We start from the raw sequence: 17109 nt of genomic DNA, 5'->3' as shown, positions 1-17109 counted from the left end.
ATCATCACAGGATGTTCCCAGTAGAGTTAAAATAGATAGAAAATAGAATTTTTGTAGGATAGATTTGCAAGGATTCATCGTTATCGGAGGTTAAAAGTAATACCAGTAGTGAATTCGGGTTTGGTAATGTTTTTTTCGATGCCCATCAGCGAAGCCCCGCCAATGAAATTTACAAACTTACCTAGACGCAAAGTGACTCCGCCGTATCCGGCCAGGTAACCGGTTCGTGCGTACCCCTTCTCTTGGAGATAATCGTTTCTGTATAAATGACCGTACACACCGTATCCAGTGCCAATATTCAGGAACAACCAACGGATTAATCTGAGGTTAGGACCAAGAACAACCTCTGCCTTATTGGGCTGCGAAGCATTGTGCATAGTGTTATATTCTTTAAGCTGTTGACTTGTTTTGAGTCCAAAGCGCAAGATGGTAAAAAAGCCGACGACTCCGCCGCCCGTCTCGAAGCGTACGCCATAGGGAGCTAGCTTTCCATACTCGTAACCAATATTGGAAAACATCGAACGACTTTGCCGGCGAATGGCTGCCTGCTGTTTTTTTTCTTGTTTTTTTAAAAGAGCTTCATAAGCATATTGTGAATTCGGGTAGTTTTTTTGCACATCATCCAAGGCTGAAGTCACATCGTTTCTTTGCGTCTTATCTTCATCGGCATATGTTTTTAACCAGCTTTGCAGATTAAACCGTACGCTCATCAATTCCGAAAATTCGTAGTTAGCATTACTTTGTAATTGTCGATAACGACTCATTACTTGATAATAACTCACCTTCATTTTTTCTCTGGAATCATCTGGAAAATCATTTGCGACTAAAATCACGCGCGCATAATCGTGGACCTCGTAGTCAGCCGATATAGCGGCAAATTTGTTCTGTTGTTGCAAGGCATGAGCTGCGGCTTTCTTTTCCTCTTCCTGCTTTCGAAATTCGTTGAGCGATTTAGGCAACCCGTTTAAGATATTTTTGATCTGCTGTACTTCTGCTGTACTTAATTTTGCTAACGAAGACTCGCCGCTGGAAACAATAGCTTCCCCCAACTGCGTTATCAGCAATATTTCATTGAAGTTTTGTGATTTGCTATGATCAAACTGTTGATATTTGATCATAAATTCATAGTATTGAACAGGGCTTTCCGCATAACCGGCCTTTTTTGCAGCTTGTATTGCAGCTAAACTTTGCTCATAATCTTTTCGCTCATAGCTTTTACGGATATCAGCCAATAAAGCAACCTGTCTTTGGCGTTTTTTTTCTTGCAATATTTGGGTCTTAACCGTTTCGTATTCCGACTGTGTTTTTGGATAGGACGTCATATCGTCAAGTATTCGTTTGACATCATTCACGTTTCTGGATTTAGGATAATTTGTAAAAAACCTATTCCCGTCGTCTCTTACTCTTTTGATAAGCGCGTAAGACGGGTAGTCTCCGACCGTCAATAACTTAGCATAGTTTAAGATTAAAAGATAGTCGACAAGTTCTTTCGTCTTCGACTTCCCATCGATGCTATTCAAGATATCAATGGATGCTTGATAAAAGCCATCATCCATTTCTGATTTAGCTCTGGCCAATAACTTATCGTTGGTCGCTTGAGCAAAGCAAGAAGAGGCCATGCCCAATAAAAAAAGGGTTAAAAAATATTTCATATATACAGATTAATCTAGGTTGGTTTTTATGCGTTTATAAGTTTCTTAGACGTTATAAGTATTATATTACTCATATCTAAGTTCCAATTTTCGTAGTTTCTATAAAATTGCTGAAGCTTGCTTATGCAGGAGTTTCGAACGGAAATGACGGATTTCTTTCTTTTAAGACTCCCCTCCAGATTGGGCATGTTTTTTAGTTCGTTCACCAACTGTGTATACTCTCTGTTTTCGAACTCCGCGAAGCCTTGATTGATTAGAGCATTTACTTTTTGCGGTAAAACTTGGGTATAATAATTTAATGCTTTCACTTTATTTTTGATAGTAGCAATTTCCCGAGTCGTTCCGAACGTGCTTTCCATGTGTGCAATTAAACTATTGATTTCCTCTTGTTTTACAGAATCTGCACGAAGTAACACATTGATGCGCGCTGCACACAATTCGGTATACTTATCATTCAGTTGCTGCAAAAGCATATCTTGAATAGCCTTATTGAAGAGCTTCTGCGAGGCGGCATTATCGATCTCGATCAGCAGGTTGTTGTATTGCGCCGGACTGATATTGTCCACAGATAGCTCGTTAATTTTATTTTCCAAGACCTTGTGTCCGCTTGCTATAGCAACGGACTGCTGCCGGGAGGAACTCGGCAAAACAGTGCTGGAACTCATTAATTTCATCAGACCGACAATCAGCAAACCAACCCCAAGGGTAGCGCCTAAAAAATAAAGTCCTCTATATTTTTGATTCATGGCATGTCGTTTTAACTTAGTAATGCAAACACTGTTGCTATTTCTTTTCAGCAGACCTGGCAGTATCATCGGCTGTTGACCTACTGGAGTTCCGTACTGTAGTTAACTTAGTTTTTGTTCTTAAAGCGATGTTATCGATGTTTGTGGCAGGGCGTGAGTCCGGCTGTGTTTTCTGGGTTGGCTCGTTTGGAATTTCGCTCGGTACCCATCCGATAAGATGGTCGCGAAAGCGTTCAACACGAGTAGAATCTTCTTTAAAAATCGCTCTTAGTTTAGTTCTGGTTAATTGTTCCGCATTTTTTTCACCACCGCTTTTGTAGAACTTCCACCCTTCTGCCTTTCCATTGTAAATGAAAATATACTCGCTTACAAGAGAATCTACGAAGAATAGCTGAAGCATGTTATTTTTTGAGGTATCGATTTTGAAAGAAAAATTATCGGCTTGCTCGACCTCTAATACCAGATCATCTTGTTGTTGCTTGTTTTCTATTCCAAACCAATCCACGGCAAAATCGATACCCCAAAAGCCGATTGCGATACCCAGTAGCGGGCCTATAATCCACGCCCATATTACGGCAGTTGAATTTCGCTTGGGCTCCTTTGCAGAACGGTGCGGCAATATAATCTCTTCGGGACGGACTTCTACTTCGCCCTCAAAAATGGAAACTTCTTTATAGCGCGTGTCGAATGTTAGTTTGTATTGAATCCGATCATCTGCTCGACAAAGAACAAATTGATCTTTTGATAAGCTAATTTCCTGCTCATTGATCTTGACGCGCAATCCATTTGTTGTGGTATTGTTAAACGTAATTTTCCGAATCTTAGCAAATAGATCTTCTACGGATTGAAACCCGAATTGTTTCGCTACGACTTCATTATGTATAGACTGCTCGTCAAGGAAGTAGACCTTCGTAGCATACGCCAATTTGGGATTATTGAAAGCTTCGCTTTGATCCAAGGTGAGATTTAGAAACTGATAGAAAATGGTTTTATCTGGTGCAATGGCCGGATTAATACCATCGTTCTGTTTAATACTCCGTGCAGCCTCCTCCAAAATAAGATCGTAATCCTGGTTATTTAAGCTGTTGTCTTTTATATGATTGATATATTGCGTGGTAATCCGCAGTAAGTATTGCATTACGCTAGATATATACTCATTGTGCTTAACGATGAGGCGAACAGCCAAAAAGCCCTTTCGGTTCGCACTATCTTTCATACTTGTATTGATAACAGAGTATATCACATGCTGGTTGGTCCGCTTTACCGAGTAACAATATCCCTCATTAAACTGACCTACTTGATTTCTCTCATCAAATGAAAGTTGCAATTTCTCCAGTTCATTCCTGTTTAAACCTGCCGAGACATAGTCGTAGTCTAACCCATTGAGCGTACGCTCGATCACAAGATTTACCTTGTTTCTATATTGTGTGGTATCCATAATATTTCTTAAAAAAATCTTTTCCAAAATGCGCCGCCTTTCACGACAAAACTATCTTCTAACATGTTTTTCACCAGTTCTTCGGGATACTTATCTTCAATCCTAGTCACAATCTTCTCGTAAACGAGACTACCGATGGAAAAAGGCAATATTTTGATCTTAAACTGGTTTCTGGAATTTACTCGCGCGGTTTTACAATTTTCGATCAGCGAAAGAAACTCTTGGTTCATATAATCCAGTGCTAATTCGCTTTCGGCGCGATCATCATGCACATACCTAGTCTGCTTGATATAGTCGAACTTATTGACAACGAAATATACGGCGTCTGTGTTTTCCAAGACTTTAGCGTGCTTAAAAATGGAAATGATATTGGTATAAGCAATGCTTTGATCTAAGGCGCTGAACAAATTCTGATCTTCAAAGCGTCTATCATGTGACAATGCGTCAATAACAAAAATCAGGATTTTTTTATTGTTACTCTTGACGTAGTCGATAAAGTCCGGAATCTCTGAATTATCAACTCCTTGGTTGAAAATTTTGACATAATTCTCTCCTGGCACCTCCACAATATTGAATGGATGCGTTGTGCCGGCGGGATCTTTAAGTGAAGTCGCAATATAGTTGTAACTCGATTTCTCTGTAGCAATAGGAAGTATACCATAATCTAAATTTCGCTTTAAGGTTTCCAAATACTTATTGCCATCGGGATTATAGCTATCGTGCATAAGAATCCCTTGCTTATTGGCATGTTTGATCAAGCTTGCTAATATCGTTGACTTACCGGAGAACGGCATACCGACCATATAGAGATCCGTCCGTCCGCTCTCCATAGGCGGCAGATCTTCAATTTTCTTAAATATGGTAATGCCTGAGGCACTGCTATAAAATTTTAATGCCTGAACAACTCTTTTTTCGACGCCAATTTCTTCCAGATAATCAAAAGTGAGCTTCTTGTCGGCAATAAGCTTTTTGATATCGTCGGCAGATACCTCATTATTCTTAATTTTCTCCAACAGCGACTCGCTAGTTGGCATCGGCGCCGTTGCAGCAGTCATCGAAGGCAGCGGCGGCATGCCAGGAATTACGGGCATGGCTGGCATGGCTGGCAACTCAAAATCCATTATTGGTGCACCCGGAATTGGCGGCGGCAATACAATTTTTCCGTTCCGGCTATCATCCAGAAGCTGTAGTTCTTTCAACTTATCTCTTTTCAAACCATGTTGTTCCAGCTCTTCAAATGCAATGAATCCCTGCACAAGTGCCTGATCCAAAGCAAGCAATGGAACGCTATTACAGTTCGATAAAATGTGTTGCTTTTTATGTTTATTCATCTTTTTAGGTATTAAAGTTCTATCGTTCCGCCCCGGTTAATAACTTCGACTTCCGCATCTTTCTGCCGAGGGCTATTATACTTGCGGACCCGATATGTAAAATAAGGTATCAAGATAAAGGCATGCATGATAAGTATGATTAGCAGGGGCAACAGATAATCTGGTGAATAGATCTTCGCTAATGCAATTGGGCTATTCAACGGTAGTTCCTCATCATCGATCGATATTTTTATCGGTTCATTATCCAGCGGTAATTCCTTAATTTTCGCATTTACCAAATCCGCGCTATTTTTCACAAAATCATGCAACGCCAAATAATTTACAGCCAAATTAAGCCTGTCCCATTGCTGAAAAGTTTGATTGTAGCGTTCCGCCTTTTTTAAGACCATGCTATCCAACAACTTACGATTATTGCCATGCTGTACTTGGTAGACATGTAATATCGCATTCGTACTGGATGCTACATCAATGCTGGTTGACGGGCTATTTAAAATAGCCTCTGGCAGGTTAAATGGTTCATTACTCAGTTCATTGCGCAGGATATTGCTTCTTTGGTTTTTATAAGCTTGTAATTTGCCTTTAAATTGAGCTTCAAAAGTTTGTAACGATTCATTCGCACGTGCATCATATTGCGTGACTAGCTTTTCAAGAAGCGCCTGTTTTTCATTCGCATCTTTTTGAAGCACCTTTTTAGCGTTCTTTTCGATGTTTACTAAATGAACCATGAAGACATAGCTAACGAGACCGAATACAATAAAAACTATAAAAAAGGCACTGGCTGGAGTCTTGCGGTATCCCTGATTGAGCATGCGCTCTTTGTTGCGTTTGAGCAACTGCAACACGAAATAGTAAAAGATAACTATGATCAAACTGACAGCTAAGCTCGGTAGTATGCTGCCATCTGCTATGTAATACAATCCGAAGAAATTGGACAGTAACAGGATGAGCAAAAATAGGGATGAAATCACATCCACAAACAGAAAATTTTCTTGTTTCATAAAGGTTTAATTTTCGTTATATAAGGATTTAATTGAATGGTATATTTGTAATTGATGTCACGTTAAAGTGGGCAATTGACAATGTACTCCCACACGGTTTCTTGCGTCGGTGCAGACACTTCCACATAGCAAAAGTTTGGCTTATTCTGTGCCGCATCGTATTTCCATTCTAGTTGTCCCGCCCCAGAAACAAGCCCCTTCGTGTCCGCTATTAATCTCCCATCATAGAAGACTTTAATCTCATCAGGAATTTCCTTCGTGTCATACTGCAGGATGATACGTCCCGATTCATCGCCAATAATATGTTTGGTCTTTGTAATTCCATGTCCGCCAGATTGAACTTGCGCATCGCAGTTAACGGTAGCAGCTTTCTGGTTTTCATCCAGTTCAAGTGACTCCTGATTTTGCTGCGTTTCTTCCGGAAGCATTTTTTCAATACTGTCCAGCTGCTCACGGTATGCGATAGTGTGCTGCTCACGGCAATCACGCAATTCTTGTCGTAATATATCCAAAGAGCCATCGGGGCTCCATAATAAGGCATAGATGAGCATACCAACGAGCAAAAACAATATGGGGTAAAATAGCCACCACCACTTGTTGGCGAATGATTGGCTTTTAACGTGTTCCATTACGATTTGATTGTTAAAGATTTGAAAAAGAAAACCAAGCAGATGAGTACAAGAAGGAGGATGAGTACCCACCAATAGGTAACCGCGATATATTTCAGGAAGGTCAATAACCTCGCTTTTTTAGTCGCTGCTACCGCTATGTCCTGTTGCTCGATAGTTGGGGAAAAATACGCGTGTCGAGGTGCTGCATCAGTATTACTCTCATCGCTCACCATCTTCTCCGTTTGCGTCTTTGCTGTCATTGGCTGTTTTTCGATATCGAGCTTCGGTTCCTCTATTGGAATCTGCGGCGGCAACAGTGCATCGGGAACATTGTCTATCAAAAGGTTAGGCTTACTATTTTGATTGTTTTCGAATTTCCATCCCCACACAATACTGATATCCTTTCCATTGGTAAAAATGAGATTGTCCTCCGGATTAAGGACCGTCTTAAGGATCGCTCCCCAATATTGCACATTGGAGTCATTACTTCGCAAGAGCTCTTCAACCTGCTTTTGAAGCTCTTCAAAAACCAGCCAGTACTGCTTCAATCCAAACTCGCGATGGTCCGATTGTTCTATAGGCTGGAGATCCGTATGCACACTGTACCAATCAATTTCATAATTGCTTTTGACCGGCTTGGCCAAAAAATTTCGATAGGTTTTATCCAGATTAAAAACCAAAAAATTGCTGATCCGGTCATATTGACTAAACAGATACGCATTGTCAAAAGATAAGGGGATATACCTATCGGTTGCTATGGAGTGAAATTTTTGCATTTCTTAGACCAATTCAAAAGGTGAATATTGTTCGACCAAGAGTTTGAGCTCTTGATTTGCCTGTTCATCGTAATCGATATAGCCCGCATTGACCAACAGTGAAAGGCGCAGGTATTCGATCCATTTGTTATATTTCTGCAGTGCTGTTGTACGTACATCAAGCTGTCCGGCATCAAACAATGCGGAGATTGCATGGCTAGATGTATCAAGTTTACGTTCAAAAAACCGGTTGGGATTAGATGCCAAGATGCTTCGCGCCTCTTCTTTCTCTTCCTCCGTGAAATAGTTGACATCAAAATTGAAGATCAGTTCATTGATTACTAAGGCGAATGTTTCTGTCAAGAAGATTTCATAACCATGGTTTACATCAATTTCTGAAATAATGTCATTTAATAACCGAACGATCCGGTCGACAACTTTGCGCTTTTTTAGCAGTTCTTTGAAATAACTCACCAAAAAGGTTAGGCTATTTCGATGGAGTCCATGGTCAATAAAAACGTTATATTGATCCAAATTGTCTATCTTCGCCAGCCAAGAATCTATAATTAATTGCACATAATAATCAGATTTTGAAGAGCTACTATCTTCCTGATGAAAGAGTTCATTAATGAATATGCCGCTATCGGTTAAAAAATCTTCAACCGCTTTATGGGAAGAAAGCCAAAGGTGTTTTTGAAGAATAGTCAACATCTCTTCCTTTGTTTTGGCCTGCTTCAGTTCGGGATATTGAACCAACAAAATAGATTCTTGTGTAGTTTCATTCAATATCTTACTGCTCGTATCCACCACCATATGCTCGTTCAAAAGTTGAAAAATATCGGATGTATTGATGGATAGACAATGGATAAAGGCATTGAACAATCCTAGATCTTTTACTAACGCACCATTAAACGCTAACTGAAATTGATTGACCTGGCGCATTTGCGTTTCCCGCATAAGGGTCACATCATGTTTATAGACAAAACGTTCCAGTTCCTCCTGGATCTTGGTTAAAATTCCATTTAACTTTTGAAGGTTATGATTGATTTTCGTCTTATTACCCGCTACCTTTGCTAATGATTCTATAATCAGGGCCGAACCGTCACGATTAACGGAGGCGACCTGATCCCATGCTCTTTCTGCATCTGAAAAGTGGTTTTGCACAAAACCATAACGTGTAAACGAGTGCCTCATCACTTTCAAGAAGTTCTCCCTTTCTGGATGAATTCCTTCTTCATAGCCGGCCTTTTCAAATCCAGTAAACGTATCGTTTGAGTATTTATAATCCCGCAACAGATAAAAATTCTTAAAAAGATCTTCTTCTGATGTCCACTTGGTATGCCAATTACGAGATTGGGTAACGATCTCCTGTTCGAAAAAACGTTCAAACCGGGTATGCCACTTATAATTCAGCTTTTCGGTAGATTCCAGATATTCCCCGTCATTTGTCGTGTCAAACTTTATTTGATTATTGAAAAAAGTAAAGATGACAAACAGGGTTGGTAAACTTGCTCCTTGAAGAGATTTTGCTCGCTCTTCCATGCTACCGCCAACATTATTCTCAATCCAATTGTATAACAAAGATGGAATTTCATTCACGTTTAATTGCGTGTCATTTGTACAGAACAGTAAATTATTGATATTGAAATCCAGAGAGTATTTGTTGAATAGATATGATACTTTGCCACGGAGTAACAGCGCGTCAATATTTTTTGCCATAATATCGTCTTGCTCCAATGCTAGCCGACTACGTGCCCCCGGAAAATCCAATAGATCATTGTACTTTAAAAACTCTTTGGATTCAACTAGTTCTCGAGGAATGGAGAATACAAGTTCAGCAATCAAAGCCGATAATGCAGGAACGTGGATCTGAATCTCTGCACCATTTCGCAGCTTAAAGATGGTTATTTTATCATTTGAATCATCTTGGAGCTCCCCCAACCGTTTAACGTCCAAAATTGCCCCACCCTCACGCAGGACGTTATCAAACTTAATAAAGCCGTAAGCTGCAAATTGCACCCGTTCTAGTTTTTTGATCAGGTTAATAAAAAGCTCAGTCAGCAATGTTTCCTTATTCCAAAGAATGTCAAATACCCTAAACCACTCTTCCGCAGCATAATGGCGAATAATACGGCCAATTCGTTCAAAGAACCTGGTTTCATAAAGTCCTTCAAACAAGATGGTGTGCTGGGAAAGGTTCTTCTCAAAATATCCCTTAATTTCCAGCACCTCAAATTCGCTCAAAAATTCCTGTTGAAATTCAGTCACCTCCAGTTCGAGTTTTTTGAGGTGTGATTCAAATTCTCCCTTCGAAGGGAAGGATGTGATTTTCTTTAGATCCAGAAAAAATGCGTCGAACAAAACCAACAAAATATCTTTAGGCGTCAACAAATTCACCTTAATCGGAAAATCTGGAAACAAGCGGTCTTGGTCGATCGTAAATCGCGTTACCAATCCTGTACTTTCGGCTCCGGTACCAGGAGGATTGATTTGCTTTAAGAAGTCGTAATACGCACCATCATGTTCAATTTCGAAAGGTTTACCAGTTTCGCTTAGCAAATTTTTGATTAGGTATGATTTCCCCACCTGACTGGCACCAAATACTGCAATCACCGGTTTATTACCAATATTACTTTGGACCTTTTTGATGGTATTCAGGCTGTTTTTTAATGTGAGAAGCGCTTTATTGCGTTCTTCATATTTCAGGTTTCTGTCTGCCCATTGAATCGACCCCTGTATCAGGTCGATCTTACCGGAAATAAATTCCTTAATAAGTTTGATTTCTAAATCAGAATAATTATTCGACATTTCTTTACTATAAAACAAATTCACAAGTATCTAACCAATATCCCTGTACACTATCCAAGGTTTGATAGTGCAGCTGGAAGAAACGCCCAGGTTTTTCATTGCCCTCACTATCCTCGATGTGTTCAATTTTTAATATTTCCTTACTTTCCTCCCAGTCTCTAGAGATCGTGATTTTCAGTGGCAAATGGCGTAAAATCTCACCACGTTCTCTGTCAAGCTGTTCTTCATAAAACTGAGCATCGCGGCCAACAAACCTGTTCCTGATGACTTCTTCCATCTGTTTAGGATCTATAGTCAATCTATACATGCCTGAGTAGGTATAATTACGGGACAGATACTTGGCATAACCGAATTCAAAAGGAATGGATTTAATTAGGAATGTCTGTTCATTTTTTTGTGGTGTCAAAATGACCTCCTTTACATTCTCCGCTTTAGAAATAATGTAGTCAGCTGTCGAATTTAGTTGTTTGGTCAATTCGACGGTATTTAAATTGAAGTCTTGGATTTTTTTGAGTCTAGCAGACATTAACGCGATAATTGCGCCCACGGCCACAATGGTCTTAGGATCATCAACATTACCTAAATTGTCTGCAAAGGGATACCATTTTCCAATCCAATACGTATTAAGATTGATGACATTAGTAGGCGAAACAAATAGATATTTTTTGAACAGTTCCTCGTAACTTAATAAAGAGGCAGGCTTTCCAGAAAGCACAACAAAATCGCACTCGAATTGGTTAATTACAAGACACATCTGACGAACCAGTCCTTCAAATACGCTCGAGACAATCTCATTGACAGCCAGGGAAGATATTTTCCATCGGATTTCCAAAAAGCTGAATCCAAACACTTTTTCGAAATATTTTACGAGGGCTATGTTGTCAAATTTGCCTCCTATCATTTCTTCGAAAGACATTTCTAGCACTTCTTGCTGATTAGCCTGCTCTAAATACTTCAGGACAATTGGCTGAGCGACTTGGTGAACAAAAGATTTACGCATCATCTTTGCGACATAGCCCATATTATTTGAATTTTCCCCGAAAAATCCATTGATACGATTGTGTATGTCTACAATACCCTTTGATCTTCCATAATTTTCTATGCCTCCCAATGTCACATCTTCGGAGTCTTTATATGAATTGCGAATAATGATTTTTTGAATAAGTTCCTTCTGAAGATCATCGCCAGCCAGTTTAAAGCTGTCCCAAAATAGCGGCTGTGGAATCAATTCCTGTATTTTATGCGTTGTTTTGAGTTGGTACTGATTGATAATAATATCTGTTGTGCCTGCGCCGATATCTATGGATGCAATCTTTAACGTACTCTTGTTGTTGAATAAAAAATGATCGATGACATAATTGTTGCTTCTCAATTTTTTTGAAAATAGACTGTAGACAAAGACCAGCTGACTGCAAGTTGCCTCATCATACATCCAGTCTTTTTTATCGTCCAGTTCACTGCGCTTTTTGGCGATATCCTCGATAGAGGGGATAATCTCCGGCTTTTTAAACCAGTTTGTATTTTCGTCTTGATCAAAATAAAAACGTTGATAACCATCCAGCAGATCACAAGCTTCTGCTGCCGCTTTTCGAAGTGCAATTTGCTCGTGCTGAATCATCCCTGTCGGGCACGATATGGTAATCCGTTTAATCGTTCGAGGCATGGTCATTTCACCATGTTCTTCCCTAAACTTATAGGAGTTGATCTGTACGTGCGCATGCATCAATACTTCCAAGAACACAAACTTCATCAAGGAAGCCCTAGAAAACATAGACTTCGCTCCAAATGCTCCCTTCGCATTCTTTAAACTTCCGTCAAGACTTAGCTGTTCAGAAATGCCATTCAGATAAACTTTCTTTACCCGACTGGATTTCGCCGGTTGAAATTCCCACTCGCGGTCGCTCATCTGATCGTCCCAGAGGTAACGCTTCGGGCTTGAATTATAGGTTTTCAGCTCATAGCCAAGGTCCAAATTTGTGCTTGCAGAATTGATCAGCTTCTCGGCTTCAAAACCGATACGGGTCAAACTAGGAACAATAAATTTATTGTTGTGATAATGGTCTTTATCGATGTTGCCAAAGCTCGATTCGCTAAACACCATGTTCATGGGAAATGAATTATTGTACTCCAAATGCGGATTGGTATAATCCTGTATAATAAGCTTTTTGACACTATCAAAATCAAAGCTCTCATCATCTTTGTTTTCGAACAATAAGGCACATGTTGCCGAATTACCAATATCAATGACAAGGTCGACGGTTTTCTTCTTGATGTTGTCGGTAAAAAGCTGAATCTCGGGCGACTCAGTTTGCGCTGCCAGCCACTTGACCAAAAGCATATATTTGGCTACATATTTCTTGATGGGGTGCGTGTACCGTTCTTCCTCATTTTTATCGTAAAACAAATCGGCCAAATATCGATCTATCCATCCGATCGAATTGTCTTGGGTAAACAAAAAATTGCTGAGATTAATTTCGTCGGATTGGATACGGAAAACATTCTCATCGGGATTGTTGCTTAGCTGCGGGCCTGTTTTATCATTCTCACTTCTAGCAAGCGACGTATCCACGGCAATCACGATTTTTGCCATCGAGAAGTCTTCACTACATGTAAAAAACACACGGACCCAATCTGTAGGGTATAACAGATCCCTGTTGATAGCATTATCCTTAAAAACTGGTAATGGAATCCATTTATTTTGATATTGTTTAAGCGTCTGCTTGAGGTTACTTTCTTCGTAAACTTCTGTGAGCATATCACTACAAGCACTTAAGTCGGCGTCGTCTTTTAAACGTTTATTGATCACGAAACCTTTGTCAATAAGCTCCTGCAAACGGTAATAATCTTCGTTTCCGTCCTTTCGAACTTTAAAAACTGGATCGAGGATAAAATCAAAAAAGTTGGTATCAAATGGTTGGTGATAGTAAAGCCTGTTTTCCTTACCAAACTCGAGATCGATATTAACCTCATATTTGTAGTATTGAATACTAGAATTAGCAATCAAAGAAATCCTTTTCATGTATTAAAATAATATTGTTAAAATCTTGGTTGTAGATTAACGCCCTTGGGATTAGGGCCATATTGATTTACAAATCGATCGCTGGATCCGAAAGCCATCCAAAGACCGTACAATGGAATAATTTGGAACCATCCGGAGTTACCGCGATCATGGCAGCGTTTTGTATTTTGTGCAAACACAAACCAATAAAATGGAATCAAAAATAGTAGATAAGCGATGCCTCCACCTTCAGAGGCCTCATTATCCTGAGCTAAAAATGCAGCAACTAAAGCTAAGTATGCATACGCAATAATCAAACTAAGCCAGTATTCGGTTCTCCTAATCCTACCCTTAAAGCTAAAGGGGGCGGAAAACATTGCTTGTGCAGGATAAATAGACTCATAACTTCCGTTTCGGAATGGATCATCAATACCGTGTGGTTGCTCCGTGTAATAAGCTTCGGGTTCGCGTTCTTCGTTATTTTTTATCAGCGGTAAATTGTTGACTGCGGTCTGAAAATGATCTTCTGTTGGAGCAGGTTGAGCGAAAATTTGTTCTTTTTCAGCAATTAGTTCTAAATCATCAATAGGAGAACTGCTTTCTTCAACCTTTGTCTCCAGTCCTTTAATAGGATGAAAAAACTGTCGGAACTCGTCTAGCTCTCCGGCAGATTGCCAATCTGTTAATCCATCATACCAAACCAATGTCTCTTCCGAAATTGGGACAGCTGTGATTTCATCAAAGGAGAGCGGCCCGACCCTTCTGCCCTCAAGTATGTAAAAGTAATTTTTCATCGAAGCATTCAATTAATAATCGTTAATTCCTAGCAGTTGATGACAAAAGTAGCGGATGGATATCGTGCTTCTTTACGGGTTCCCGTAAATGAAAAAAATGATAATATGAGCTAGTTGACTGGTTGTCAAACAAAAAAAGGGGCTGCCCGACGACAGCCCCACACCATGCGCACTATTAGGTTAACAACGGAACACTAAGACCTTTTTTAGCGGGAATGGCACTCTCGGGTGCAGGTCTTGCACCCATCCACGCTTGTATAATATTTTTCAGCTGCACGAATGGCATCTCGGCACGATGCAAAACTCCCGATACTGATCCTGTTCTGCTCTTTCGGCAAATAGATGCAGTATTCATGATGAATTTCATGCTGTCCGTCAAGCTGTGCATTTGTATGTATGTAGTATTGCTTCATGACTTATCCTGCCAACGCAGCAAAGGTAGCCAACGGCACAGATCTTTCCTTACGGGAAACCGTAATGCACTTACACCTTTATTACAGGAGACCGATATCCTTGCAATAGGCTACCAACTGTTCGTTTTTCGAAAAGTCGAGGACGTCTCGCATCAGGTTTAATCGTTTCTCTACGCTACTAAGGCCGGAAGGCTTGATGTTTTTCTGCTGTAAATAGTAGGGAATATTTTTTTGCGGCACCCCCTGCGCCAGTAAGGATATGATATGGATATCGAATGTTGTGAACTCATGGCTGTTCTTTACAAGAGCGCCATCTGCAGAGTCTGGGGATTTATATATTTTATTGGCGTATACAGTTTTCAATGCTTCATTAAGATACTGCGCATCACGACGAGCCTTGCGGACATACCCGTCAATCTGATTATTGCTGAAAAGATCATCGATAACCCGCGACCGACTTTCGGCAGAAAAAACAATGGTTTTAATATCAGGCTGAACTTGTTTCACCGCTTGCACGAGCTCTATACCACTGGTGATCTGCTGTGGCGTATTATCGTCTTCAAAAATAAGGTCGGTTATTAAAAGGTCATAAGGCTCGCCATCGCGCTGCGCTTTCTTTATCCAGGTCAAAGCATGGTCGCAATAGTAGACATATTTCGCCTCCTGTATACCAAAATCCTGTAGCGTTTTTTGAATGGAGATGTTAGCGATCTCGTGATCTTCCGCAATGAGTACTTTTCTAAACATATGTTTTGTCGTGTTAAAGTGTAGGGATGATGACTTCTACCCGAAGTCCTTTTCCTGGTTCACTGGCAAATGTAATGTCGCCGCATATGTTTTTTATACGGTTTCCCGTACTGGCTAGACCATTTCCCTGCTTCATATCCCGGGGAAGCCCCACACCATCATCTTTATAATGCATATGTAAATAATGATCTACCATGGAAAAGCGTATGACTACATTTTCCGCTTGGCTGTGCTTCTTCATATTGACCATCAGTTCTTGCAGAATATGCTTTACCTCCTGCTGTACTATCGTCTTGACAGCTTCCCAGAGCTCCGGTTCGTTACCGGCAATAATGATTTTTTGTTGGCTACTGGCGAATGATTGAAGCAGGTTAGTCACCTCCTGATTGAAGGGCTGATCTACGCGTTCAATTTTTTCAGCCTCATAAGATATATCGCGCGACTTATGATACATATCTTCCAACCGGTCGAGAATACCATTTCGATCAATATCTTCTTTATGCTCAATTTCAGTCATTACGCGGTATATGCCATTGGCCACCACATCATGCACCTTGCGCGATGTCTTCAAATGGCTCGCTTTAATCTTATTTTGCGTTTCCAATTCCAAGCGTTGCCTCCGTTTTTTATACCACAGGACGCTGCCCGCTCCCACAAGTATAAAGGTTATGGAAAGGCCGATAAGACGGTTCGTTGTTTCCGCATTATCTTTTTGTAGTCTTAAGTTCTCGGACTTATTTTTCTCGACTTCGTAGCGGATCAAGGCGAATTGATTTTTAGCAGCGGCACGCGCCTGTTGAATGCTGTCAGTTAATGTTTGATAGGTGGCAAAATAAGCTGGAATTGAATCTACGGGGTTCAAACGGATGAGTCTTTTTAATGCCTTAACTTGATCTTCTGGGCTCTTGAGTCGTTTGGCCATTGCATACTGCTGGCGCGCGTAGTAAAGCGAAGAATCTCGGTTCACTTTCTCATAGTAATCGGCAAAATGCGCATAACTGGAGTTTTGCCCCCATAGATCCATTTTCTGCTTTCGAATATCCAGCGCATGGGAAAACTCCGCTACAGGGTTATAGTTTTTCCGAGACTCCCAGGTAGCTGTCGCATAGTTGGTCAAAGCGCGCGCAAACTCTATGGAGTCTAAATTTGAGCTTTTCAGTACTGATCCATAAGTAGAAATGGCTCGTGGATAATCTTCCTTATCTTGATAGAGCCTGCCTATATTATTTAAATATGTTCTCACATTATTCGAATCTGCCGAAAATTCGATCGCCTCGTAATAAAAAGTAATCGCCTTTTCCTTTTCGCCAAGTTGACTAGTGGCCAAACCCAAACTATTATAATTCGTACTTAGTAAATTGAAATGTTCAGGTTCTTCCGTATTCAAGTAAAGAAGAGCCTCCAAAGCGGTTTCCTGTGCCCCGAAATAATCCCCTTGTCGGTTTTGAATGATGCCCATCATCACCAAACAGTTGGCAACGCCCGTACTGTCATTACTTTCTTTAAATACCTCCTCGGCACGACTGAAGTTTAAAAATGCGCTATCTCTGACGTGTTCAGCGTAATAATCGTAAGCCTGGTAGTAGTAGGGATTTTCATTTTTCGAAGATTCTTCCGTTTTTTTCTTAGAACAGGAAAATAACAGGATGATAACGAGGTATATGTATCGGGGCTTCAAGTTGGTCTGTTTTTTTCAAAATTACTTAAAATGTAAAGTTAAATCAAGATATTAATAAAAAGAGGCCGTCTAAAAAGGTCTTTTAGAAAAGAACCCCGTCATAAAAAAATGGCGGGGTTTTTCTGTTTTTTGTCCTTAAG

Annotated in this window: 13 protein-coding genes; all 13 read right to left on the bottom strand. The window is 40.3% G+C overall.

The features are described 5' to 3' along the window. Positions 1-80: 80 nt before the first annotated feature. The 13 genes from DI53_RS13165 to DI53_RS13110 all read right to left on the bottom strand — a co-directional run bounded on the left by DI53_RS13165 (position 81) and on the right by DI53_RS13110 (position 16969). Complete coding sequence (locus tag DI53_RS13165; RefSeq protein ID WP_037500326.1) at positions 81-1652, bottom strand: hypothetical protein; 1572 nt, start codon at positions 1650-1652, stop codon at positions 81-83. 26 nt (positions 1653-1678) lie between these two features. Continuing rightward, on the bottom strand, positions 1679-2398 hold the full coding sequence (locus DI53_RS13160) for a hypothetical protein (protein WP_037500324.1): 720 nt from the start codon (positions 2396-2398) through the stop codon (positions 1679-1681). A gap of 37 nt (positions 2399-2435) precedes the next feature. Beyond that, a complete protein-coding gene (locus tag DI53_RS13155) occupies positions 2436-3836 on the bottom strand; it encodes a hypothetical protein (RefSeq protein WP_131555272.1) in 1401 nt (466 codons plus the stop codon). A gap of 8 nt (positions 3837-3844) precedes the next feature. Then, on the bottom strand, positions 3845-5167 hold the full coding sequence (locus DI53_RS13150; RefSeq protein WP_037500318.1) for a TRAFAC clade GTPase domain-containing protein: 1323 nt from the start codon (positions 5165-5167) through the stop codon (positions 3845-3847). Between the two features lie 11 nt (positions 5168-5178). Then, entirely contained in the window at positions 5179-6165 is a 987-nt protein-coding gene (locus tag DI53_RS13145; protein ID WP_037500315.1) for a hypothetical protein, read from the bottom strand. Positions 6166-6227: 62 nt separating this feature from the next. After that, positions 6228-6794 carry a hypothetical protein gene (locus tag DI53_RS19675; protein ID WP_052072399.1) on the bottom strand — a complete coding sequence of 189 codons (567 nt, stop codon included), beginning with the start codon at positions 6792-6794 and terminating at the stop codon, positions 6228-6230. Then, on the bottom strand, positions 6794-7552 hold the full coding sequence (locus DI53_RS13135) for a hypothetical protein (protein WP_037500313.1): 759 nt from the start codon (positions 7550-7552) through the stop codon (positions 6794-6796). Before DI53_RS13135 ends, DI53_RS19675 begins: the two co-directional genes overlap by 1 nt. Positions 7553-7555: 3 nt before the next feature. Further along, complete coding sequence (locus DI53_RS13130) at positions 7556-10339, bottom strand: virulence factor SrfC family protein (RefSeq protein WP_037500310.1); 2784 nt, start codon at positions 10337-10339, stop codon at positions 7556-7558. A gap of 7 nt (positions 10340-10346) precedes the next feature. Continuing rightward, positions 10347-13358, bottom strand: coding sequence for a virulence factor SrfB (locus DI53_RS13125; RefSeq protein ID WP_037500308.1), 3012 nt, complete (start codon positions 13356-13358; stop codon positions 10347-10349). A gap of 17 nt (positions 13359-13375) precedes the next feature. Next, positions 13376-14131 (bottom strand): DUF805 domain-containing protein, encoded by a 756-nt coding sequence (locus tag DI53_RS19980; RefSeq protein ID WP_081939455.1) that lies wholly within the window; start codon positions 14129-14131, stop codon positions 13376-13378. A gap of 175 nt (positions 14132-14306) precedes the next feature. Then, complete coding sequence (locus DI53_RS19870) at positions 14307-14486, bottom strand: hypothetical protein (protein WP_157836779.1); 180 nt, start codon at positions 14484-14486, stop codon at positions 14307-14309. Positions 14487-14625: 139 nt separating this feature from the next. Next, positions 14626-15291 carry a response regulator gene (locus tag DI53_RS13115; protein ID WP_037500304.1) on the bottom strand — a complete coding sequence of 222 codons (666 nt, stop codon included), beginning with the start codon at positions 15289-15291 and terminating at the stop codon, positions 14626-14628. A 13-nt stretch (positions 15292-15304) separates the two neighbouring features. After that, positions 15305-16969, bottom strand: coding sequence for a tetratricopeptide repeat-containing sensor histidine kinase (locus DI53_RS13110; RefSeq protein ID WP_052072398.1), 1665 nt, complete (start codon positions 16967-16969; stop codon positions 15305-15307). Between the last annotated feature and the right edge of the window lie 140 nt (positions 16970-17109).

Origin of the sequence: Sphingobacterium deserti, assembly GCF_000757725.1 — a bacterium.
Classification (GTDB): Bacteria; Bacteroidota; Bacteroidia; order Sphingobacteriales; family Sphingobacteriaceae; genus Sphingobacterium; species Sphingobacterium deserti.
Note: the sequence above shows the minus strand (reverse complement) of the source record. Positions and strands in the feature narration are given on the sequence as shown.

What these genes read in the sequence shown, in the direction of transcription:
- DI53_RS13165 (WP_037500326.1), bottom strand. Translation starts at nt 1,652, where the DNA reads ATGAAATATTTTTTAACCCTTTTTTTATTGGGCATGGCCTCTTCTTGC.
- DI53_RS13160 (WP_037500324.1), bottom strand. Translation starts at nt 2,398, where the DNA reads ATGAATCAAAAATATAGAGGACTTTATTTTTTAGGCGCTACCCTTGGG.
- DI53_RS13155 (WP_131555272.1), bottom strand. Translation starts at nt 3,836, where the DNA reads ATGGATACCACACAATATAGAAACAAGGTAAATCTTGTGATCGAGCGT.
- DI53_RS13150 (WP_037500318.1), bottom strand. Translation starts at nt 5,167, where the DNA reads ATGAATAAACATAAAAAGCAACACATTTTATCGAACTGTAATAGCGTT.
- DI53_RS13145 (WP_037500315.1), bottom strand. Translation starts at nt 6,165, where the DNA reads ATGAAACAAGAAAATTTTCTGTTTGTGGATGTGATTTCATCCCTATTT.
- DI53_RS19675 (WP_052072399.1), bottom strand. Translation starts at nt 6,794, where the DNA reads ATGGAACACGTTAAAAGCCAATCATTCGCCAACAAGTGGTGGTGGCTA.
- DI53_RS13135 (WP_037500313.1), bottom strand. Translation starts at nt 7,552, where the DNA reads ATGCAAAAATTTCACTCCATAGCAACCGATAGGTATATCCCCTTATCT.
- DI53_RS13130 (WP_037500310.1), bottom strand. Translation starts at nt 10,339, where the DNA reads ATGTCGAATAATTATTCTGATTTAGAAATCAAACTTATTAAGGAATTT.
- DI53_RS13125 (WP_037500308.1), bottom strand. Translation starts at nt 13,358, where the DNA reads ATGAAAAGGATTTCTTTGATTGCTAATTCTAGTATTCAATACTACAAA.
- DI53_RS19980 (WP_081939455.1), bottom strand. Translation starts at nt 14,131, where the DNA reads ATGAAAAATTACTTTTACATACTTGAGGGCAGAAGGGTCGGGCCGCTC.
- DI53_RS19870 (WP_157836779.1), bottom strand. Translation starts at nt 14,486, where the DNA reads ATGAATACTGCATCTATTTGCCGAAAGAGCAGAACAGGATCAGTATCG.
- DI53_RS13115 (WP_037500304.1), bottom strand. Translation starts at nt 15,291, where the DNA reads ATGTTTAGAAAAGTACTCATTGCGGAAGATCACGAGATCGCTAACATC.